The sequence below is a fragment of the Streptococcus pluranimalium genome (assembly GCF_002953735.1).
In the GTDB taxonomy this organism is placed as follows: Bacteria; Bacillota; Bacilli; order Lactobacillales; family Streptococcaceae; genus Streptococcus; species Streptococcus pluranimalium.
Genome location: NZ_CP025536.1, coordinates 717,268 through 737,457, shown reverse-complemented (window position 1 = coordinate 737,457; position 20,190 = coordinate 717,268). Strand labels below are relative to the sequence as shown.

At 37.7% G+C, this 20,190-nt stretch carries 23 protein-coding genes; 3 read left to right on the top strand and 20 right to left on the bottom strand.

The genetic code is table 11. From position 1 onward, the window contains the following. The 3 genes from mvaD to C0J00_RS03760 all read right to left on the bottom strand — a co-directional run bounded on the left by mvaD (position 1) and on the right by C0J00_RS03760 (position 2,684). On the bottom strand, positions 1 to 933 hold the full coding sequence (gene mvaD, locus C0J00_RS03770; RefSeq protein ID WP_104967630.1) for a diphosphomevalonate decarboxylase: 933 nt from the start codon (positions 931 to 933) through the stop codon (positions 1 to 3). Beyond that, complete coding sequence (gene mvk, locus C0J00_RS03765; RefSeq protein ID WP_199773979.1) at positions 915 to 1,793, bottom strand: mevalonate kinase; 879 nt, start codon at positions 1,791 to 1,793, stop codon at positions 915 to 917. Before mvk ends, mvaD begins: the two co-directional genes overlap by 19 nt. 204 nt (positions 1,794 to 1,997) lie before the next feature. Then, a complete protein-coding gene (locus C0J00_RS03760; RefSeq protein ID WP_104967629.1) occupies positions 1,998 to 2,684 on the bottom strand; it encodes a gamma-glutamyl-gamma-aminobutyrate hydrolase family protein in 687 nt (228 codons plus the stop codon). 187 nt (positions 2,685 to 2,871) lie between these two features. Here C0J00_RS03760 and C0J00_RS03755 point away from each other — a divergent pair, with 187 nt between their 5' ends. Further along, complete coding sequence (locus C0J00_RS03755; RefSeq protein WP_104967628.1) at positions 2,872 to 3,768, top strand: LysR family transcriptional regulator; 897 nt, start codon at positions 2,872 to 2,874, stop codon at positions 3,766 to 3,768. Between the two features lie 3 nt (positions 3,769 to 3,771). On the opposite strand, the gene C0J00_RS03750 is transcribed toward C0J00_RS03755, so the two are convergent. The 17 genes from C0J00_RS03750 to gdhA form a co-directional block, all read right to left on the bottom strand. Beyond that, complete coding sequence (locus tag C0J00_RS03750; protein WP_104967627.1) at positions 3,772 to 5,007, bottom strand: sensor histidine kinase; 1,236 nt, start codon at positions 5,005 to 5,007, stop codon at positions 3,772 to 3,774. After that, a complete protein-coding gene (locus C0J00_RS03745) occupies positions 5,000 to 5,692 on the bottom strand; it encodes a response regulator transcription factor (RefSeq protein ID WP_104967626.1) in 693 nt (230 codons plus the stop codon). The genes C0J00_RS03750 and C0J00_RS03745 overlap by 8 nt, the downstream gene beginning before the upstream one ends. Positions 5,693 to 5,702: 10 nt before the next feature. Next, positions 5,703 to 6,320 carry a GTP pyrophosphokinase gene (locus tag C0J00_RS03740; protein WP_104967625.1) on the bottom strand — a complete coding sequence of 206 codons (618 nt, stop codon included), beginning with the start codon at positions 6,318 to 6,320 and terminating at the stop codon, positions 5,703 to 5,705. Between the two features lie 89 nt (positions 6,321 to 6,409). After that, the gene (locus C0J00_RS03735) at positions 6,410 to 8,134 is read right to left on the bottom strand and encodes an ABC transporter permease/substrate binding protein (protein ID WP_104967624.1); all 1,725 of its coding nucleotides are present in this window, start codon (positions 8,132 to 8,134) and stop codon (positions 6,410 to 6,412) included. Between the two features lie 15 nt (positions 8,135 to 8,149). Next, positions 8,150 to 9,361, bottom strand: coding sequence for a quaternary amine ABC transporter ATP-binding protein (locus C0J00_RS03730; RefSeq protein WP_104967623.1), 1,212 nt, complete (start codon positions 9,359 to 9,361; stop codon positions 8,150 to 8,152). A gap of 232 nt (positions 9,362 to 9,593) precedes the next feature. Then, positions 9,594 to 10,154, bottom strand: coding sequence for an NADPH-dependent FMN reductase (locus tag C0J00_RS03725; RefSeq protein ID WP_104967622.1), 561 nt, complete (start codon positions 10,152 to 10,154; stop codon positions 9,594 to 9,596). Between the two features lie 73 nt (positions 10,155 to 10,227). Continuing rightward, on the bottom strand, positions 10,228 to 10,638 hold the full coding sequence (locus C0J00_RS03720; RefSeq protein ID WP_104967621.1) for a peptide deformylase: 411 nt from the start codon (positions 10,636 to 10,638) through the stop codon (positions 10,228 to 10,230). 178 nt (positions 10,639 to 10,816) lie between these two features. Next, a complete protein-coding gene (locus C0J00_RS03715; protein WP_158667311.1) occupies positions 10,817 to 11,101 on the bottom strand; it encodes a hypothetical protein in 285 nt (94 codons plus the stop codon). 21 nt (positions 11,102 to 11,122) lie between these two features. After that, positions 11,123 to 11,527, bottom strand: a complete 405-nt coding sequence (locus C0J00_RS03710; protein ID WP_104967620.1) for a hypothetical protein — start codon at positions 11,525 to 11,527, stop codon at positions 11,123 to 11,125. Next, positions 11,517 to 12,773: an alpha/beta hydrolase family protein gene (locus tag C0J00_RS03705; RefSeq protein WP_104967619.1), complete on the bottom strand. Its 1,257-nt coding sequence runs from the start codon at positions 12,771 to 12,773 to the stop codon at positions 11,517 to 11,519. The genes C0J00_RS03710 and C0J00_RS03705 overlap by 11 nt, the downstream gene beginning before the upstream one ends. After that, complete coding sequence (locus C0J00_RS03700) at positions 12,763 to 13,497, bottom strand: hypothetical protein (protein WP_233995866.1); 735 nt, start codon at positions 13,495 to 13,497, stop codon at positions 12,763 to 12,765. Before C0J00_RS03700 ends, C0J00_RS03705 begins: the two co-directional genes overlap by 11 nt. A 67-nt stretch (positions 13,498 to 13,564) precedes the next feature. Further along, positions 13,565 to 13,942, bottom strand: a complete 378-nt coding sequence (locus C0J00_RS03695; protein WP_233995865.1) for a hypothetical protein — start codon at positions 13,940 to 13,942, stop codon at positions 13,565 to 13,567. Then, a complete protein-coding gene (locus C0J00_RS03690) occupies positions 13,939 to 14,601 on the bottom strand; it encodes a hypothetical protein (protein ID WP_104967617.1) in 663 nt (220 codons plus the stop codon). Before C0J00_RS03690 ends, C0J00_RS03695 begins: the two co-directional genes overlap by 4 nt. 126 nt (positions 14,602 to 14,727) lie before the next feature. Continuing rightward, the gene (locus C0J00_RS03685; protein ID WP_104967616.1) at positions 14,728 to 15,024 is read right to left on the bottom strand and encodes a hypothetical protein; all 297 of its coding nucleotides are present in this window, start codon (positions 15,022 to 15,024) and stop codon (positions 14,728 to 14,730) included. Beyond that, the gene (locus C0J00_RS03680) at positions 15,014 to 15,748 is read right to left on the bottom strand and encodes a hypothetical protein (RefSeq protein ID WP_233995864.1); all 735 of its coding nucleotides are present in this window, start codon (positions 15,746 to 15,748) and stop codon (positions 15,014 to 15,016) included. Before C0J00_RS03680 ends, C0J00_RS03685 begins: the two co-directional genes overlap by 11 nt. 251 nt (positions 15,749 to 15,999) lie before the next feature. Continuing rightward, positions 16,000 to 16,875 carry an acetamidase/formamidase family protein gene (locus C0J00_RS03675; protein ID WP_104967615.1) on the bottom strand — a complete coding sequence of 292 codons (876 nt, stop codon included), beginning with the start codon at positions 16,873 to 16,875 and terminating at the stop codon, positions 16,000 to 16,002. Between the two features lie 56 nt (positions 16,876 to 16,931). Then, positions 16,932 to 18,281, bottom strand: a complete 1,350-nt coding sequence (gdhA, locus tag C0J00_RS03670; protein ID WP_104967614.1) for an NADP-specific glutamate dehydrogenase — start codon at positions 18,279 to 18,281, stop codon at positions 16,932 to 16,934. Between the two features lie 272 nt (positions 18,282 to 18,553). Between gdhA and C0J00_RS03665 the strand changes: the two genes are divergently transcribed. Next, complete coding sequence (locus C0J00_RS03665) at positions 18,554 to 19,075, top strand: TetR/AcrR family transcriptional regulator (RefSeq protein WP_104967613.1); 522 nt, start codon at positions 18,554 to 18,556, stop codon at positions 19,073 to 19,075. Positions 19,076 to 19,242: 167 nt separating this feature from the next. Continuing rightward, positions 19,243 to 20,001, top strand: a complete 759-nt coding sequence (locus C0J00_RS03660) for a CPBP family intramembrane glutamic endopeptidase (RefSeq protein WP_233995863.1) — start codon at positions 19,243 to 19,245, stop codon at positions 19,999 to 20,001. Positions 20,002 to 20,190: the final 189 nt, after the last annotated feature.

Below are 20,190 nucleotides of genomic sequence, written 5' to 3'. Positions count from 1 at the left end.
TTAGAGAGCCTTTGTTCTTGAGATAATGACGTGATAGTTTTCTTTGAAAATAGCTGCCAAGCGCTCCATGTCCTCTTCTAGGCAAAGGACTTTGACATTTGGACCTGCATCCATGGTAAAGTAACATTTTTCGCCTGACTCACGAAGCTTCTTGACGAAACCCATGGCTTCTTGGGTCTTATCCGTTAGATAAGAAAAGGATGGTTGAGCTTGATGGTTGGTTTCATGCATGCGAAGAGCATTGCTCTCTGTCAATTCACCAACTTTTTCAAACACATTGTCTTTGAGATAGCCCAACATGTCCTTATAATCCTGCTCAGACTGTTTAAGCCACTCAGGGAAATAAGCTGATGTTTCTGAAGCACGCTTCATCCCCTCACGACTTGAGACTGGTTTTCGTTGATCATTAAGAACCAACATAATCATCCCTAGCTTAAGATCGGTTTCAACACGGTAAATCTCTCCTGTGTCCTTATCCCAAGCTGACAATGGCCCAAAGAAGGAACGAGAAGATGATCCTGAAGCGAACTTAGCTATTTGTGCCAACTCACTTTGATTTTTACCAGCTTGAAAATAGTCATTAGCTGCTTTGACAAGTGCTGACAAACCTGAAGAACTTGATGATAAACCTGCCGCTGTCGGCATGTTATTCCAAGTTTCGATTTTGACAAAGTCTGATGGATCTGTCCGAAAAAGGTTTAGAACCTGGCTCATTTTGTTAAGTTCATCAGCCTCTTGTTTCACATCACCAATATAGAATTCATCTGACTTAGCATCAGGCAGTGGGCTCAACTGCGTTTCTGTAAACATATTATCCAAAGTCAAGGAAATACTGCTGGTTGAAGGAATCATTTTTTCAGCATCTGCTTTTCCCCAATATTTAATAATGGCAATATTAGCGTACGATTTGACCTTTACAGGTTTTCGATCCATGTGTTAAGGGCTCCTTCTTTTTCTAATTGCTGTGCGACATGCTCAGCTTCTTCTTTTGTTTCGACAAGGGCGATGATACAGCCACCGAGACCACCACCAGACATTTTAGCACCCAGAGCTTGATGGTCTCTAGCTACTTGTACTAAATGATTGGCTTGTAAACTTGAAACACCTAGTTCATCTAGTAAATCATGGGCATGATTCATGGCTTGTCCCATGCGCTCCAGGTTTTTATCGGCCATTGCTTCTTCAAAGGCATCTGCCAACTGACCAAGACCATGTAGTAAGGGAAGAGCCTTTTCTTCCTGCGCCTCTACTTTTTCAACTGCTTCTCTAGTATGTCCGTGAATACCTGTGTCCGCAATCACAAGGTATGCATCCAAGTCGACTTCTAAAGTTGAGAATCCAATATTACGAATAAATTTGATAGCTTCATCACTAAGACAAGTCTTTGCATCAAGACCACTTGGATTGGTATGAGCGATGATTTCCGCTTGATTAACCAGCATTTCCAAGGTCTGATTGTCCAAGGGCTTATCATAATAATCAAAAACCGATCGAATAGCTGCAATGGCTACTGCTGCTGAAGATCCCATGCCGCGTCGTTGAGGGACAGAAGAGGTAATCTTATACTGAACCTGTGCTTGGGGAATTTCCAAATATTCCAAAGCAGCAAAAATCGCTGTGACCAAAGGATCAGCAATTGTCATTTTCAGAGGCTGATCAGCTGGTGTCAACTGGCAGGTCACTTCAATATTTTTTAGTGGTAAGGCGATAGCTGGGAAGCCATAAACAACGGAATGCTCTCCCATCAAAATAATCTTGCTATGCGACTTACCTATTCCTATAGATTTCATCATTTTATCTTTTCTTTTAACCTTTTGTAACAGAACTATTTTACCCTATTTTTTCAGAAAATGCGACTTAGAATCGTCTGAATAGCTGATTTAGCTTAATCAATCAAAACAAAAAATTCCCATTCGTTTTGAATAGGAATGTTAACGTAAGCTCCAGTCGAATGAAGGAGAACGATAGCATTTTATGTTATCGTGACTGGTGACCTACTATAAACTAAGAAAATAATTAAACAGGGACTGGCTTTTGGGATTGATGTCCAAAAGGTATTCTGGATGCCATTGCACCCCAAGAAAACTACGTTTATCTCTAGATTGAACAGCTTCAATCGTTTCGTCCTTGCTATCACGCGCTAAAATGTTCAGCCCCGGTGCCAAATCCTTGATGCTTTGATGGTGCAAGGAATTGACATCTCCTTTGTTTCCAAAGATATCGTGAAGCGCATTGCCTTTTTCAACTGAGATACCATGAACCAGAACTTCAGGATTTTCGTGCTGATGACCCTTGATATCGAGGTTCAAACTACCACCTTGAACTGTATTATAAAGTTGAATACCTCGACAAACTCCCATAATCGGTTTTTTCTGGCGAATAGCTTCTTGGACAAGCGCAAATTCAAAATCATCTCTCTCCGGAAAATAAAGACTGGTATCCTTATCATTGTCTTGCTGATAAAGAGAGGGTTGCACATCTTGACCACCTGATAAAATCAAATGATCAATCATAGAAACATAAGATTCTGCCATGTCTGGGCTACAAACTGGGATATGAATTGGTACACCGCCAGCTTTGATGACTGCACGCGCAAAGTGACGAGACACCGAGCTATGAATCATCAAACCGTCAGGTGATACCTTGGTTTCAGTGCTTGTAATGCCGATAATTGGTTTCCCCATGACATGTTACCTCTCTTTTTTTGATGTTAATATCTTAACATGCTACCGTTATCCTGCCTAATCTTTATTTTTGATAGATAGGTATAAGAAAAACTTATAGACACTTTCAAACTTGCTATCAGAATTTTAAAATATAGTTACTAATCTTTTTGATATAATGGTTGCAACACATGATTTCGGAGGTTCTATGAATTTTCAACAATGTCGCTACGTTGTTACTATTGCCGAAGCTGGCTCTTTCAACGAAGCAGCCAAACGCTTATTTGTTAGCCAACCCAACCTCTCCTCTTCTATCCATCAATTAGAAGAAGAACTTGGAGTCCAACTTTTCATTCGTTCTAATACTGGTGCTCGATTGACTGATGATGGTTATGATTTCATTAAATATGCTAAACGCATTATTGGTGAATTGGACTTTCTTCAACATCGCTACCAAGAAGATTTTAAGAAAAATTTTGTCGTCGCTAGTCACCACTATGACTTTTTATCACAACCTCTGGCTACAATTTCAGAACTATTTTCTGAGGATTATCAAGAATTCCAGTTGATAGAAACGACTACAAAAGCCGTCATCGATAGTGTTGCTTCTTTTCAAAGTGACTTGGGGATTATTTATCTGGATGAGAGCAACCAGTCCAGTTTAGAGCGTCGTTTTAAACAAAAGGACCTTTCCTTCATACCTCTAGGGGATTTTCAGACACGTATCTTTTTGAGCAAAAAGCACCCCTTAGCTGATAGGGAAGCATTAAGCATATCTGACTTGCAAGGCTATCCTCAAATCCGCTTCAGTCAAGATGACTCTGGAATGACTTTTGATGAAGACCCCCTAGCTATCGAGGACGGTCAGAAGGTAATCTATGCTAATGACCGCGGTAGCTTGATGAACATGCTTTTAGCAACCCAAGCCTATGCTTCTGGTTTGGGTATTGTGACAGGATTTGTCAAAGAACATATCAAGCTTGTTCCCTTGGAAAATAGTACAATCCATACCCTAGGTTATGTCATCTCCAACCAGAAAAAGACTTCTGATATCGTTGAAGCCTTTGTAACACTTATTCAAAAAGAATTAAAATTAGTCCTATAATTCTTACAAAATAACAGTGAAAATAATCTCATCGTTTTTATAGGAGGCTGAAATTTTGCCATGAAAGAGTTTAACCATACTTTCAGCCATGGATAATCCGATACCATAACCTGACCTTGTGTCGTTATTATGAGATTCATCTTCACGGTAAAAACGCTCAAAGAAACGACTATAATCAACATCTTTACCGTCTTTATAAGTATTGGAAATACTGAGTTTCACTTTCTTGGAAACTGTTCCAACTGGTTTTAGGCTGACTGACACACATCCATTTGGATCACAATATTTATTAGCATTATCTACCAAAATGGTCACTAGTTCAAATAGTGACTTTTCTTCTGCTTTGACATGAAGGTTTGGAGTGATAGCCATCTCAAATGCTTTCCCGTCTTTAGTGATAAGACCTTTAAAATCTTCAGCAGCATCTTGTGTAATGGCTGAAAAATCTAAATCATGAAGTACAATATCTTCTTGTTCTTCTAATCTTGCCAAAGTGACCATTTGATTAATCAATCCTGTCAAACGACTGACTTGATCTGCCGTGCTTTGGGTCCATTCTGACTCTCCAATCATGAGTTCTACCAGTTCATTATTGGCAGATATAATAGCTAGTGGTGTCTTTAGTTCATGCCCAGCATTGGTAATAAAGCGCTTTTGCTTTTCATAATTTCTAACATAAGGTTCAATAGCCTGTTGCGATAAGACACTCACAATCATCACAAAGAAAATAATACCAATCAAACCCAACCAAATCGAAATATTCATGATTGCTTGAAAATCTGATAAGATGATTGAAACATCAAGAATTATGATCTGTTGAGCCCCTGAAGCTAGCTTAGTTAACTGATAGGCATAATATCTTCTATCATCAGTAAAACGCCCTGTTTGATTACCTTCTACCACTAGTTTTTTTGCATATTTTTCAGCATCCGTTACAGATATCTCTGAAATATTACTAGTGTCTAACTTGGTAACCAGACCATCCTTACCAACTTGTGCACTAAAAAAGCGATATTGGCTCAAAGTATCTTGATTTGTTGAGCGACCCAATCTTTCTTGAATCCGGTCTGGACTAGGGAACGTACCTTTATTATCGGACAGTACTTGTAAAACAGCAGAGATTTCCCTTTGTGTTTGAAAATAACGTGTTGTTGTTGTAATCCCTAAAACAGCAGCCATTAAGATAGAAATAGCGATAGAAGCAATTAAAATAAAACGAATGCGAAGTCGCCTAAACATACGGAGCTCCTTCTCTTTCTTTTAAAATAAACTGTTCTTCTCCATTATCTTCAATCACAAGATTTGCCTTAATCGCCTTTAATTTTTGTCTCAAATAGGCAATATAGACAAAGACGTAAGATTTATCTAAGTCCTCGCCTTCTTCTTTGGGCCAAACATGATCAAAAAGACTTTCTGCACTGAGGCTCTTTTCTTTATTCCTCATGAAATAAGCCATCATACGCGCTTCTTTACCAGCCAATCGAATACTGTTAGTCGCTTTAAGTTCTTGCTCTCCTAGGTTTAAAGTAACAGTCCCAACTTCAATAATATTTGGTGATAGACTTTCGATACGCCTTTCCATTGAACGCAAACGAGCTAGAAGTTCTTTTAAGGAGAAAGGTTTTGTTAAATAATCATCAGCCCCTGCATCTAGACCTGTCACACGATCATCGACTTCTGCCATAGCAGTCAACATGATGGCATGACTTTCATTTCCTGACGCGCGAATTTCTTGAAGGGCCTCTATTCCAGTCTTCTTTGGCATCATAATATCTAAGATTATAACATCATAAACATTTTTTAAAGCCATCTCTACTGCAGCTTGTCCATCATGAACGACATCAAGGTCGTATCCTTCATGAGAAATTGCGGCACTAATAACGCGTGACATTTGCATTTCATCCTCTGCTAATAAAACTTTCAAATTAAACTCCTTAATCCTTGATTTCCATTTGAATAAGGTTTCGTATGGTCTGCATACTTAAATCACAGGAAGCCAATTCATCAGCACAACGTTTTAACTCTCTGGTGATCATTTCAGCATTAGTAATATCATGTTTGTATTTCATCTGATGTTCTAAACTAGCCCATGAATCCATGGCAATTGTTCTAAGTTGAATTTCAACAAAATACTTGCCATTCTCATTACCTAAACAGTCTGGAAAGCTTGTTTCTATTTCTAAAATAAGGTGATAAGAACGATAGCCATTAGGTTTTGCTTCCTGAATATAATCTTTTTCTGTCACTATCGTAACATCTGGCATTTGTCGTAAGAAATCAACTGTTTTATAAATATCATCCACAAAACCACAAACAATCCTAAGTCCAATACTATCTTTGACTCGCTTTAAAGCAGAATAAGTATCTATCTCATAACCTTTGCGAGACAATTTTTCAAGCATGGAATCTTCTGATTTGACTCTAGCTGTAAAATGTTCATACAATTTAAAACCTGTTTTTTCTTTCATGTCTTGATTAGCTATCTGAATGCGTTGCGTTAAGTCATTCAAAATGTCAGATAGATAGGGAGCGTAGGAGCCATAAATTGACATAAGATTCTCTTTCTATACTTGATTAAGTGCTATTATACCACGTTAAAGTTAAGAAAAACTAAAAAGAAGCCCAAAGGACTTCTTCATTATTATTTGAGCCATTCATTGACTTTATCTTCGTTAGCATCTACCCATTTACGAGCTGCTTTTTCAGGCGACATGCCTTTGTTCATATCAAGCATGACTTCTTGCATATCTTCTGTCGTCCAACTAAACTGATCAATGATTTGATAAAGCTCTGGTAAGTCTTCCTTCAACCCTTTTCGAGCAATCGTATTGATATTTTCTTCCTTACCAAAAGAACCTTCTGGGTCTTCAAGATATTTCAAATCATATTTTGAAAACATCCAATGTGGTGACCAACCTGTTACAATGATCTCTTCTTCATTTTTAATCGCCTTATCAAGGGCTGTTGTCATCGCACCAGTTGAAGCCTTGGTCAATTCCCAATCTGATAGATTTGAATAGTCTTTCTGCGCATTTTCAGCAGCTTCCATAATTCCTGCACCTGGCTCAATACCTGTCAAGGTCTTACCTGCCTGATCAGAAAGGTCGTTGATACTATTAACATCCATGTAAGATGGCACCACCAAACCTAACTTAGTTCCTTTAAGGTTAGGGCCAAGATCATCCAGTTGATTTTTATGTTTTTTGTAAAGGGAAGCCTGGGTTACTGGTAACCATGGGCTAACAGAAAAATCAGAATCTCCATTAGCTACAGATTGCCACATCACGGCGTTATCAAGAGGTATCATATCTACTTTATAACCCTTGTCCTTTAAAACTGTTGCAATGACATTAGTGGAAGCAATCTCAGTGTCCCACTGCATATAAGAAATCGTCACTGATTTCCCTTGCTCACTATTTCCATTACTCATCGTCATAAAGACACGTCCAAGAGCTGCTCCTAAGAAAACAACTAGGGCTGCGATACCAATCCACTTGTTCATAGATGATTTGGGTTTTCCACCCTCAGACTTTGCATTGAAAGCTTGTGTCACACGGTCAAGAATGATTGCCAGGATTACCAAGGAAATCCCTGATACAAAACCGTTACCAATATCTGCTTTTTGAAGGGCTGATAGTACCTCACGTCCAAGTCCAGGGGCACCAATCATTGATCCGGTAACAACCATTGAAAGGGCCAACATCATGGTTTGGTTAACCCCTGCCATAATCGTATTTTTAGCCAGTGGCAACTCCACTTTAAAGAGTTTTTGTGATGGTGTCGAACCAAATGAATCAGAAGCCTCAATCAACTCAGTTGAAATTTCACGGATAGCCAAGTTGGTAAAACGAACAGTAGGTGGTAGGGCGAAAATCACTGAGGCGAAAACACCTGGTACCATCCCAATACCAAAGAAGGCTACGGCAGGAATCAAGTAAACGAAGGCTGGCATGGTTTGCATAAAGTCAAGAATCGGGTTAACAATATTCTTAACCGTATTGTTTTTAGCCATCCAAATCCCTAATGGAACACCAATCACAATCGAAATGAGACTGGCGACAATGACCAAGGTTAGGGTATTCATGAGCTGTTCCCACAGTCCTTGGTTGTAGATAAATAAGAGACCAAGAGCTGTTAAGGTTGGGAGTGGCCATTTCTTTTTAGCTAAGAAGAAGACCGCTAGTGTTGCTAAAATGATAAATAAGAGCGGATTAATGAAAACCAAGGTATTGGTTACAAAATCCATGATGGTACTCCCAATCATTTGTAGGAAATCAAAGAGTCCTGAAAAGGTCTTTGTAATCCACTCAGTAAATGCTTCTACCAGTTGAGCAACTGGTAATTTTTTTTGTAAAATATCCAAAATTGATTACCTCTTTCTTTATTTCTCAACAGTTTCTGTTACTTCTGCATCGTCTTGAACATTTGCCAAGGCTTCGATCACACGACCACGGATGACAACACCAAGTAGTTTGTTATTATCATCGGTCACGGCGATTGGTGCAGTTGAATCATAAATAAGAGGCATGATATCCGTAATAATGGTATCTTTAGAAACCGTTAAAACATCACGATCAACAACCTCTGAAAGTGATAACCCTTTTTTACGGGCTTCTATAGCGGCATCAGCAGTGACAGCTCCGATCAATTCGCGACGACGGTTGGTTGCCATTAGCATTGACACCTCTTCTGTGTGCATGCGCATAAGCGCTACTTGAGGACCATCCAACTCAAGGGTTGTTGTTATCGGCTTAATCATGATATTTTGTGCCGTCAAGACTTTCGATCTATCGACATCCTCTACAAACTCACGAACAAAATCATTAGCTGGATTGGTAAGAATCTCCTCACCAGTACCGATTTGCATGATTTGACCATCTTTCATAAGAGCAATGCGATCCCCAATACGAAGAGCTTCATTCAAGTCGTGACTGATAAAAATAATGGTTTGCTTATTAGCATCTTGTAGATCTAAAAGCTCATCCTGCATTTCACGACGAATCAGTGGATCAAGGGCTGAAAAGGCTTCATCCATCAAAAGAATTTTGGGCTTATTTGCAAGGGCACGCGCTAAACCAACACGTTGCTGCATACCACCTGATAATTGGTTCGGATATTGATCTTTAAAGGCTAAAAGTCCTGCATTATCAAGCGCTTTTTCAGCGGCTTCTTGTCTTTCAGCCTTAGGAACTCCACGAAGTTCCAGACCGAACTCCGTATTTTCCAAAATGGTCTTGTGTGGGAATAAGGCGAAACTTTGGAAAACCATATTGATATCATGACGACGAACATTACGGAGTTCTTCTGCATTCATCTTAGAAATATCCTTACCATCAAGCATAATGCTACCTGATGATGGTTCAATCAAACGATTAAGCATACGAACCAATGTTGATTTACCAGATCCTGAAAGCCCCATGATAACAAAGATTTCTCCTTCTTTGATATCAAAACTAGCATCATAGACCCCAACAGTAGCACCTGTTTTTTCTAAAATATCTGTTTTTGATTTACCTTGCTTGACCATATCAAGCGCAGCTTTTTGTTTTTTACCAAAGACTTTGGTTAAATTTTTGACTTCAAGTAATGTCACATTAGTCTCCCTTCTTTAGTGACCATATATTTTCAGTTTATGTATCGTCACAAAGTAACCACTCTATAATATAACAAAGTGGTCATTTCGTCAAGTCTATGATTTTATCTTTTGGAATAGTTTGGAGTATTTTTAATGCTATTGTTCTATAAAAAACAAAAAAATCACCAGAATTAGTGATTTTCGTTTGTGTTTTCAAAAAAATAAAGTGCTATCGCATCCTAAGCTAATATCAATCCATAAACCGATCAGCAAAAGCTAAGAAATTCGTTACAACCAGTTGTAAAAACGTCGTTGTGTCTGTTCTTAAAAGGTTCCCTTCCTTATCAACCACCTTATGAATTTCAGATAAATAGACTTCTGGCTGGGGCATGGCTATAGCATTTAAAAAGACCAAAGCCTGGCGCAAATGATGATTAACCCCAAAACCACCCATACTACCAGCAGACTGAGTGACAATCAAAGTAGGTTTACCATTAAAAACAATGTCTGTCATCGGGCGAGACCCTACCTCAATAGCATTTTTTAGAGCAGCAGGAATCGTGCGATTGTACTCTGGGCTAATGATAATCAAGGCATCCTGCGCCTTCACTTCCCTTCTAAACCTGTCGTAACTACTAGGTCTTAGACTAACATCTTGGTCTAAATCAGGATTGAAAAGTGGTAGATCATCAATGCGAATCATATTAATCTCTGTATTTTTCGGAAAAAATCCTGAAATAGCCTTAGCTAAAGACTTAGAATACGATTTTTCGCGAATACTCCCTACAATAATGCCAATACGTTTGACCAATTCAGCTCCTCCTTCTTATCATAACTAACTCATAGTAATGCTTTTCCAACATTTCTTCAACCCATTTGTTTGGCTAAATGATAATCCCTTCTAGATGATCTAGCTCATGCTGGCAGATTTGTGCTGGAAAGTCTCTTAACGTAATGGTCTTTGTCATCCAGTTGCTATCGCGATAAGTCACGCTTATCTGTCGATAGCGTTTGGTTGGACGAGTTCCTGTTAAAGAAAGACAAGACTCTTCTGTATCGAAAGGAGCACTTTTAGAGACAAGCTCAGGATTGAACATCACTAGGTCTACAAAGCCCATGCTGATAATAATCACACGCTTTTGATAGCCAATCATATTAGCCGCTAAACCGACGCAAGATTCCCTATGAGAATCAAGCGTATCCTGTAAATCTTGCGCAATATAAAGGTCTTCTTTGCTTGCACGTTGTGAGCTTTGACCTAGAAAAAAAGTATCTTTGATAATTGTTTTAATCATGATAACCCCTGTTTGTTTGCTTATGATTAGCTACCATTATAGCAAAAAGGTTTGAGACTTTGCCATCTGAGACTTTAGCTACTTCCCTAAGAGCCATTTGTTCTGACAGTTTCCCAAACTTTTTTTAATCACTCAATTACAAGATTTACTTTTCAAAATCCCTTGCCTTATGCACCCTTTAAAAATCTGAAAATTTACTACGGTTATCATTGACAACATTAAGAACTGCTTTTCCAGATTTTCCTTTGATGCCTGAATCCATCTGTGCACCAATCGTTTGAACAGCTGTTCCAGCAGAAGCTGCTGCGACATCAATCAGTTCATCATAAGTTTTTTCAATCTGCTTTCGATCTGTTTTAATCGGTGGCGCACAATAGGTTTTGATATAGTATCGGTCAAGTTTCTTTTTTAACGCTCTGGCACCTTCCACGCCCCCTGTCGCGCCAGATGTGATCATGTCCATTATCTCTGTATAGCCCATTTTCTAACTCTCCGCTTCTTCGAAATAGCGTTTGCGCTGATAGTATTTCTGATTTAGTTCTTCTTCTAACAATCCTTTTTTACGAGAAAAATCAGTCAAAATAGCTTCCTCTTTTTGAGTGAGTTGATTTCTATCCTCAAAAAATTTTGTTTCTGCCGCTTCTGAAAAATCACCCAGCGCCTTATAAAAAGTTGCCAAACCATCAGGATTATTGAAATAGTCTGCATCATAGTGAGCCGCTTCGGCTGATTGTTCAAAAATCGTTCTTATCCGATAAAAGTCTTCTTCTAGCAGATTATATTCTTCTTCAAGTACCTTTAATTTCTTTTGATGGTCTATTTCCAAATCTTCCAGAGCTATCTGATCTTTCAGAATCTCTGTATTGATACGATCAATCTTATCCTGCATGACCAATTTCTCCTGCCAGTGTGCTATCAGATGCAACGAGCTCATCTACGGTAAGACCTATATTTGTCTTTAAGGTTTCAAATGGTTCGACAAAGTTATCAGCTTTTTTAACCTTCTTTTCAAAATGCGTCTTAGTTTTTCCAACAATACTATTTTCAGTCACACCAGCTTCTGCATAGACGGCTTTTACTTCATCTAGGCTTAGCTCTGTAACCATGGCTGGTATATGATTGGTTTTAGCATATAGATCCTCAGCTTTTTTGACTGCCTTCTCAGCCAAAGACGCTATGTCTTCACGACCCGTCACAGCTGCAGCATGAATACCAGAAGCTAAAATCAAAGCTTGCTCCTTTTCCAGATAGAGTTGCTCGTTACTTGATAAACCTCCTCCCGAGGCTGAAAACTGCTTCTTAAGTTTTCTCAAATTAGCTAAGCTCGTTTTGACTGTTTCCAGGGTCTTGGCTTGTTTTTTCTCGACTGTCGTCACTGTCCCTAGACCTCGTTGCTTTAGAATCTTTTGAACTTGCGTTAATTGCCCCTTGTCTTTGACTATATCGTTTAAACCATGACCGCCTGAGTTCTTAAGGATGTATTCTTCTCCTAGATGAACGTCTCTAAAAGGACCAGTTAAAAGGTTTAACTGGTCCCATTTCGTGGTGATACGTGTCACCTGACCAGTAAATGTTTCACGCTGTTGATCAATTCTCTCAACGTTACTCTCTCCCGGTGTCACCCAATCATATAGTCTCTCTTTGAATCCATATGTCTGATTGACATATAATGGCGCAGAATTGTAGACTACCGTGTTATCAACATTGTATTCAAGCGCAACCCGTTGAGCAACGTTTCCTCCCAAAGAATGTCCCGTTAAGGTGATGTTATCTCCATACCGTCCGCGAATCGTTTCATAAAAATCAAAAGCGGGTTGGTAATGCACTCCAAGACCTATCGCAATACCCCCTAAATCAGCACCAACAATATCCTGAACAGCATTACCATCCTTATTGGTTCCTGTATAGGCTATAATAACCTCGCCTGTGTTCTTATCGAGAAAAGCGGTGCCGCTCGTGCCTGTCTTATTATCGTATGTGCTGTCGAGGTATTCGAGGTGGGTAGGCAGTTTACTCCCCACTCTCAACTCAACTGCCGATAATTTATTAATTGTTTTAGGTTTATCTATAACCAATTTTTCAAACTCGTAAGTCCAGTTTGAAGCGTCTAAAGTTGATATATTACTATTCTTCATTTTCTTCACCTAGAGTTTCGTAACCTTTAAAGCTAATAATATATTTTAAATCTTTCTTAGTTTGTAAAGTTACTGAATATTCATATTTACTTTCGTGGATAGTAGGGTAATCAATATCAATTATCATTTCCAATGTTGGATTATTCTTATAATTCAAAAATTGAGTGATTTTTTTATCTTTTAATTGATATCGTAGATTCCCACTACCAGTATCAAAACTGTAAGATTTTGACAATAATTTTAGCTCGGTTAATTTTTTGGAATCAATCGCCATTTGATTTATTAAGAAGTCTCTTGTTTCTAAATCCTTCGCAGTAAAATTATCATTATCAAAGACAAATTCATTATTGACGTACTTAAATTTACTTTCTTTTAAAATTTCCTCATTATATGATGAATTGTCTGTTGCCTTAATATTTTTAATGACTCCATCAATTTCTTTTGTCGTTGAGTTACCAACTATCTCTATAGTTTGTGAAATTGCTTCTTTGTCATTTTCTGCCTTTAAGTAATAACTTCCTAATTTAAACCCACCCGGAAACTCTTCAAATAAGTCTTCCAAATTCTTCGTTGGAAAAACACGGTCTAATTCTGCTGCCTTGCTTTCTAAATAAGCACGACTATTTTTTCTAACATCACAACCTGCTAAACCCATGACCAACAATCCTCCTAAAATTACTAAACAAACTGTCTTCAACAGCTGACAAGACCCTATCTTTTTCACGTGAAATCCTCCTTGTTACATTTCTAACTATTACCAATAGCTTTACTAACACTTAGAAATCTAACAATCAAACAAGAATCATTATGCTATCTATACGTATTATTTTAACATAATAACTACCGTAATACTCGGAATTACCAAATCCCATCCCGATGCCGCTTAAATCAGCACCAATGATATCCTGAAGGGCATTGCCATCCTTATTGGTTCCTGTGTAGGCTATAATAACCTCGCCTGTGTTCTTGTCTAGAAAGGCAGTGCCGCTCGTGCCTGTCTTATTATCGTATGTGCTGTCGAGGTATTCGAGGTGGGTGGGAAAATTACTCTCTACTCTCTCAGTTATAGATTCTACAATTCTTTCTTTAGAGATTCCTTGGATGGCCGATTTTTCAAATTCATAGGTCCAATTTGATGCGTCTAAAGTTGAGATATTACTATTTTTCACTTCTTACTACCTTTCAAATTCTCATTACCTGTTATACCCATGACGTATTTTATATCATCTTCCTGTTTCAAGGAAATACCATATTTATAAGCTCCATCATGAATTGTTTCGTAATCAATATCTATATACATAACAATAGGATTTTCTCGGCTAACTTTTAGAAAATTAGACACTTTTGTATTGTTTAATTCATAGCTCAAGCTCCCATCACCAGTCTCAAGATTATAAGATTTTGATAATAACTTTAGTTTCGAAAGTGAATTTTTACTAATTTCTAATTTTTTCATTAGATAACCATTGGTTTCTAACTCTCCCAGAGTAAAGTCTGGATTTTCGAAAATTAATTGTCCATCTTGGTAAGTAATTTCTGATTTTTTTAGAACTTCCTTTCGATAGACTGGTTCTGCTTTTGTTCTAATGTTTTTTACTAAGCCAGTTACCTTTCTAGTTTTTCCGTCTCCTTTAATCTTTATTTTTTGAGCATAAGACCAACCATCTTTATCATCCATCCAGTAAATTGTACTAAAAGTAAACCCACCCGGAAACTCGTCAAATAAATCCTCTAAATTTTTAGTTGGAAAAACACGGTCTAATTCTGCTGCCTTGCCTTCTAAATAAGCACGACTATTTTTTCTAACATCACAACCTACTAAACCCATGACCAACAATCCTCCTAAAATTACTAAACAAACTGTCTTCAACAGCTGACAAGACCTTATCTTTTTCACGTGAAATCCTCCTTGTTACATTTCTGACTGCCACCATATTATAGATTAACACTAAGGCTAGCCAAATCCTAAATCAGCACCAATAATATCCTGAACAGCATTGCCATCCTTATTGGTTCCTGTACAGGCTATAATAACCTCTCCGGTGTTTTTGTCTAGAAAGGCAGTGCCACTGGTGCTTGTTTTGTCATCATAGGTGCTGTCAAGGTATTCGAGGTGGGTAGGGAGTTTACTCCCCACTCTCGACTCGACTGCCGATAATTTATTAATTGTTTTAGGTTTATCTATAACCAATTTTTCAAATTCATAAGTCCAATTTGATGCGTCTAAAGTTGAGATATTACTATTCTTCATTGTTATCTCCTGCTTCATCATAGCCAGCTACCCCTATAGAGTACTTAACATCTTTTCCATACTTAAATGTTAAAGCATAGCCATATCCATCATCGTGAATCGTTTCGTAATCAATATCGATGATCATATCAACTTTCGCATTGCTATCTTCATTTAAATATTGATTCAAGGCTTTATCAACTAACTTGTAAGAAATCACTCCATCCTCTGTTTCCCAACTATAAGATTTTGAGAGTAGCTTTGATTGAGATAATACATTTTTATTAATCGTTAAATACTGTACCAAAAACCCATCAACTACAAGGTCACTTTCTTTAAATTCTGGATTGTCAAACTTAAATTGCCCATTTTTATATTCAAACTTGCTTTCTTTTAAAACTTCTTCTTTATAGGTTGGTTCGGCTGTTGTTTTTACATTTTGGACAATACCGGTTATTTTTTTATTTTTTGAATGACCATTAAGTTTTATATCTTGCAAATAGCTATATCCGTTTTCGTCCTTTATATCATATAATCCCCATAATTTAAACCCACCCGGAAACTCGTCAAATAAATCCTCTAAATTTTTAGTTGGAAAAACACGGTCTAATTCTGCTGCCTTGCTTTCTAAATAAGCACGACTATTTTTTCTAACATCACAACCTGCTAACCCCATAATCAATAGTCCTCCTAAAATTCCTAAACAAACTGTCTTCAACAGCTGACGAGACCTTATCTTTTTCATGTGAAATCCTCCTTGTTACATTTCTAACCATTCACAACAGGGGTATTAATGGTGCCCATTAATCACCAAAGCCCTCGAAAATATAGTTTTCCGAGGGCTTTATTATATTGACTTATTAAAAATGAGAATACAAAATGTGTCTACCCTTTTGGCAGTCTTTATTATTTAACTTTTTCAATCATTATATCATGCTTTATTCTGAAAAACCAATGTTTGTGCAAATTTCTCAATCTCTTATGCCCTTTAACCAACTATTTCAAAATTCCTTTCGGCAACTCTACTCTCATGGTGACATTGGGGTTTACAAGCTGGCTGGCAATCACATCTCCTGCTAGCGATAGCAACATACCAGCTTGGTTAAAGGTCAGATCTGACTGCGATTGGATAAAGCTGTTCATATTGTCAAGAGCTAGTTTCGTCGCATCTTCCATCGTCTGGCGAGAGGCAATCGTGATCCACTTGTCCTTGGTCTCAACCATTGGCAGAGGGTAATCACAATTTTTAAGCACTTCGACAGTGACCTCAATGACCGCTGGAATTTCTAAGCCTGATCCCATGATTTCGCCATCTCCCATGGTCGCATGGACGTCTCCCATAGCTAGAAGAGCTCCTTCTGTATTGACTGGTAAATAAAGGATGGAACCTTCTGTAATAGCCGTCGTATCCATATTACCACCATGATCATGCGGCGTTCCGGTATTGACTGGTTCACCAGCTGGAGCTGTTCCAATGACGCCAATCATTTTTCTTAGGGGTAATCCTAAACCTTTGTATAGAACCTTATCATTGGTAACTTGGCAGATAAGAGTTTCTTCCTCTGTCACCTCATTGGCAAATTGTCCAAAACCTGGCGAGGCAATAACAACGCCTTGTTCTTCGATAGTAATAGTGTGAATCGTCACCTTTAGTGTATCACCTGTCTGAGCTCCTTCAACAAATAAGGGCCCTGTCGCTGGATTGACTTGATCCATGTCAATATGACTAACCACATCTTTTTCTGATGTTACCGTATTTGAGAAACAATCCAAGGTTTCAAAAGTGACACGATCTCCACTCTTGGCTCTTGCAACTGGTTTGTTTGTCTTATCCATAGCAAAAATAACAGTATCTGTGTATAGTCTTGTCATCATGTTCTCCTTTGTCAAAAAAGGTTGGAAACATCCAACCTTATCTATTTTTTGTTTTAAACAACACCTTGCGCTGACATCGCCTCTGCTACTTTGAGAAATCCTGCGATGTTTGAACCAACTACCAGATTTCCTTCTGCATCAAACTCTTTTGCTGCGGCGGCTGAGTTATCGTAGATATCTTTCATGATACCTTTGAGTTTCTCATCAACTTCTTCGAATGACCAGGCTGTACGACCGCTGTTTTGAGCCATTTCAAGCGCTGATACGGCAACCCCTCCTGCATTGGCTGCTTTGGCTGGTCCAAAGGAAACACCTGCTTCATGGAAAACATCAATAGCTTTTAGAGTCGATGGCATATTTGCTCCTTCAGCAACAGCAATAACGCCATTGGCAACTAACGTTTTTGCGTCTTCTTCATTGAGCTCATTTTGAGTTGCACAAGGGAAAGCAAGGTCAGCTTTCAAGCTCCAGATAGAACTGTCACCCGCTCGTGTAAAGACGGCATCTGGATGTGTTTCTACATATTCGCTGATACGAGCACGTTTCACTTCTTTAAGCTCTTTAAGAAGGTCAAGGTCAATGCCATCACCATGGTAAATATAACCTGATGAATCAGAAACAGCAATGACTTTAGCACCTAGTTCATGTAATTTTTCTGTAGCATAAATAGCTACATTCCCTGATCCTGAAACGATAGCTGTCTTACCTGTGAAATCTTCACCTCTAGCTTTTAACATTTGCTCTGCGAAGTAAACTGTACCGTAACCTGTTGCTTCTGTACGTGCAAGAGACCCACCGTAAGTAAGACCTTTACCTGTTAGGACACCATTTTCATAGCCATTAAGACGTTTGTATTGGCCAAACATATAGCCAATTTCACGACCACCAACCCCAATGTCTCCAGCAGGTACGTCAGTATCTGGTCCAATGTGTTTTTGTAATTCTGTCATAAAGCTTTGTGTAAAGCGCATGACTTCAAGGTCTGATTTTCCTTTAGGATCAAAATTTGATCCACCTTTACCACCACCAATCGGTTGACCAGTCAATGAGTTTTTAAAGATTTGTTCAAATCCAAGGAATTTAACAATAGATTGGTTAACAGATGGGTGGAAACGAAGACCACCTTTGTAGGGACCAATGGCAGATGAGAACTGGACACGGTAACCACGGTTCACTTGTACCTGACCTTTATCATCAACCCATGGCACACGGAAAGAAACGATACGTTCCGGCTCTACCAAGCGTTCTAAAAGGTTTTCTTCAACGTATTTTGGATATTTGTCGAAAACAGGAACAAGAGATTGAAAGACTTCTTCAACTGCTTGTAAAAATTCTTCTTCATGAGCATTTTGCTCTTTTACTTTTTCAAAAACACTAGCAACATATTCTTTTCCTGATACCATAGATGTTTCCTTTCGTGACTTAACATTTTTTGTTTACTCAAATAGTATAAATTTTCAGAATATTTATGTCAAGTTTTTTCTTGATTTTTTGATTATTTTACGGATTTTATGTCAGAAAAAATAACATTATCTATAAAAAAGATAGGCTAGATTTCTAAAGAATCTCAAAAGACGAATTTTTACTTATCGATTATCATTTTTCTTTGTGAATTTGATAAAAATCGACTATAATATGTTTCAATTAACCAAAAATCAAGGTGGACAATATCGCTATGACTCCTACAAAAAGAAAAATCATCTCTGCCTATGCTTCTCTCCTCAATGAAAAATCCAAAGGGAAAATCACTATCACAGATATTGTTCATCGTGCCCAAACAAGTCGTACAACCTTTTACCATTATTTTAGTGGTATAGATGATCTAAATAACGAATGTATCAACACTGCAATCGACGATATTAATCACATCTTGAACAAAAATCTATTGTTCAATATCCCTATTTTAACTGAGATGTTGGACTATATCAAAACCAACGGTTGCTATTTTCAATCCTTAAAAAAACACCTGCCAAATTTCGATGAGTCGATCACCGAATATATTAAAACAACTATTAGAAACTCAGATATCTCTGATCTTGAAAAACAGTTAGAAGAAGGTTATGATATTCCAGAAAAATTTGCCTTTGAACTTTTTGTCTTAACAGTTAAAACAATCATCTATAAATGGATGGAAACAAACTATCATGAATCAAGTCAAGAAATTGCTGAAACCATTCATAAAGCGGTACAAATCTAAGTTCTGTCTCTAAAATACTCAAGCTTTATTAACATTAAAGGCTTAATCCTTATGATTTAGTACCAATCATCATGAATAGAAAAAACAGACTATCTACAGATGAGATGTAGGTAGTCTGTATTTTATTTTGATAAACTATGACTTATCAAATAAAGGGGTTAGCCATTTTGAAAAAAAATAATGTTTATATCCTAGTAGCTAGCTATATCCTTATCATGTTAGTGAGCTTCTTTTATACCTTTTATATGAAAGGAATTTCCTATACCGATGATCGTTCTATCATATCTGAGATGCCTTTTCTACTCCTTCTAGTGGCCATGACTAGCTTATATCTGCACAGATACCACAACGACTTAGCTTTAAAGCTCTTTTTTAAGAGAAATATTACCTACTTCATGATCTCATTTATCCCCTTATTGCTAACATTATTGGTCTTCTGGGGTAACTATTTTCAGTTTCAACTTAACTTTATATTATCTTTTATAGGAACATTACTGGTTGGATTTGGTGAAGAATTCCTCTTTCGTCGCACCCTTCTTCCCCATTTTTTGAAGACACATTCTGTTCACAAGGCGGTAATCTTTTCTGCCCTAATTTTTGGTTTCTGCCATTCTATTAATGTCTTTGCGGGAGCTAATCCTGTAGCAGTCCTTGTTCAAGTAGCAACAACAAGCCTTTTCGGTCTTTACTACGGCTACCTTTATCTTTTTACACGGAAAATCGCATGGTCTGCTATCGATCATGGATTATGGGATTATCTTGTTATTAATAAAATAGTTATGACAAATCCTATTTTTTCAGGCATTATAGGCCTTCAAACGCTTCTTCGTTTTATGCTAACGATCGTTATGATCATTAAAATTCGTAACAACAAAAATCATACCAATGATAGCCAATGTAAAAATATGCCACTCAATCAATTCTAATGACCTCAGACTTGATAAAACTAGGTTATTGTAATAATTATAGTCAACTAACCTGACTTTCAGACCTTAAAAATCCTATAAGATTTTAAGGTCTGAGTCTAACCACCAGAAAGTTAATTCAAAGGACTATATGATTAAAAATCGCCGACCATTAGACAATCTCAGTAGTTAGTGGTCAGCGTTTTTTAA

Bases quoted from the DNA above. Each gene is read 5' to 3' on its own strand.
- C0J00_RS03740 (WP_104967625.1), bottom strand. From the start codon at position 6,320: ATGTCAATTTATGGCTCCTACGCTCCCTATCTATCTGACATTTTGAAT.
- C0J00_RS03750 (WP_104967627.1), bottom strand. From the start codon at position 5,007: ATGTTTAGGCGACTTCGCATTCGTTTTATTTTAATTGCTTCTATCGCT.
- C0J00_RS03680 (WP_233995864.1), bottom strand. From the start codon at position 15,748: ATGAAAAAGATAAGGTCTCGTCAGCTGTTGAAGACAGTTTGTTTAGGA.
- C0J00_RS03705 (WP_104967619.1), bottom strand. From the start codon at position 12,773: ATGAAGAATAGTAATATATCAACTTTAGACGCTTCAAACTGGACTTAC.
- C0J00_RS03715 (WP_158667311.1), bottom strand. From the start codon at position 11,101: ATGGACATGATCACATCTGGCGCGACAGGGGGCGTGGAAGGTGCCAGA.
- C0J00_RS03755 (WP_104967628.1), top strand. From the start codon at position 2,872: ATGAATTTTCAACAATGTCGCTACGTTGTTACTATTGCCGAAGCTGGC.
- C0J00_RS03690 (WP_104967617.1), bottom strand. From the start codon at position 14,601: ATGGGTTTAGTAGGTTGTGATGTTAGAAAAAATAGTCGTGCTTATTTA.
- C0J00_RS03665 (WP_104967613.1), top strand. From the start codon at position 18,554: ATGACTCCTACAAAAAGAAAAATCATCTCTGCCTATGCTTCTCTCCTC.
- C0J00_RS03675 (WP_104967615.1), bottom strand. From the start codon at position 16,875: ATGACAAGACTATACACAGATACTGTTATTTTTGCTATGGATAAGACA.
- C0J00_RS03760 (WP_104967629.1), bottom strand. From the start codon at position 2,684: ATGGGGAAACCAATTATCGGCATTACAAGCACTGAAACCAAGGTATCA.
- mvk (WP_199773979.1), bottom strand. From the start codon at position 1,793: ATGATGAAATCTATAGGAATAGGTAAGTCGCATAGCAAGATTATTTTG.
- gdhA (WP_104967614.1), bottom strand. From the start codon at position 18,281: ATGGTATCAGGAAAAGAATATGTTGCTAGTGTTTTTGAAAAAGTAAAA.
- mvaD (WP_104967630.1), bottom strand. From the start codon at position 933: ATGGATCGAAAACCTGTAAAGGTCAAATCGTACGCTAATATTGCCATT.
- C0J00_RS03720 (WP_104967621.1), bottom strand. From the start codon at position 10,638: ATGATTAAAACAATTATCAAAGATACTTTTTTTCTAGGTCAAAGCTCA.
- C0J00_RS03710 (WP_104967620.1), bottom strand. From the start codon at position 11,527: ATGCAGGATAAGATTGATCGTATCAATACAGAGATTCTGAAAGATCAG.
- C0J00_RS03685 (WP_104967616.1), bottom strand. From the start codon at position 15,024: ATGAAGAATAGTAATATCTCAACTTTAGACGCATCAAATTGGACTTAT.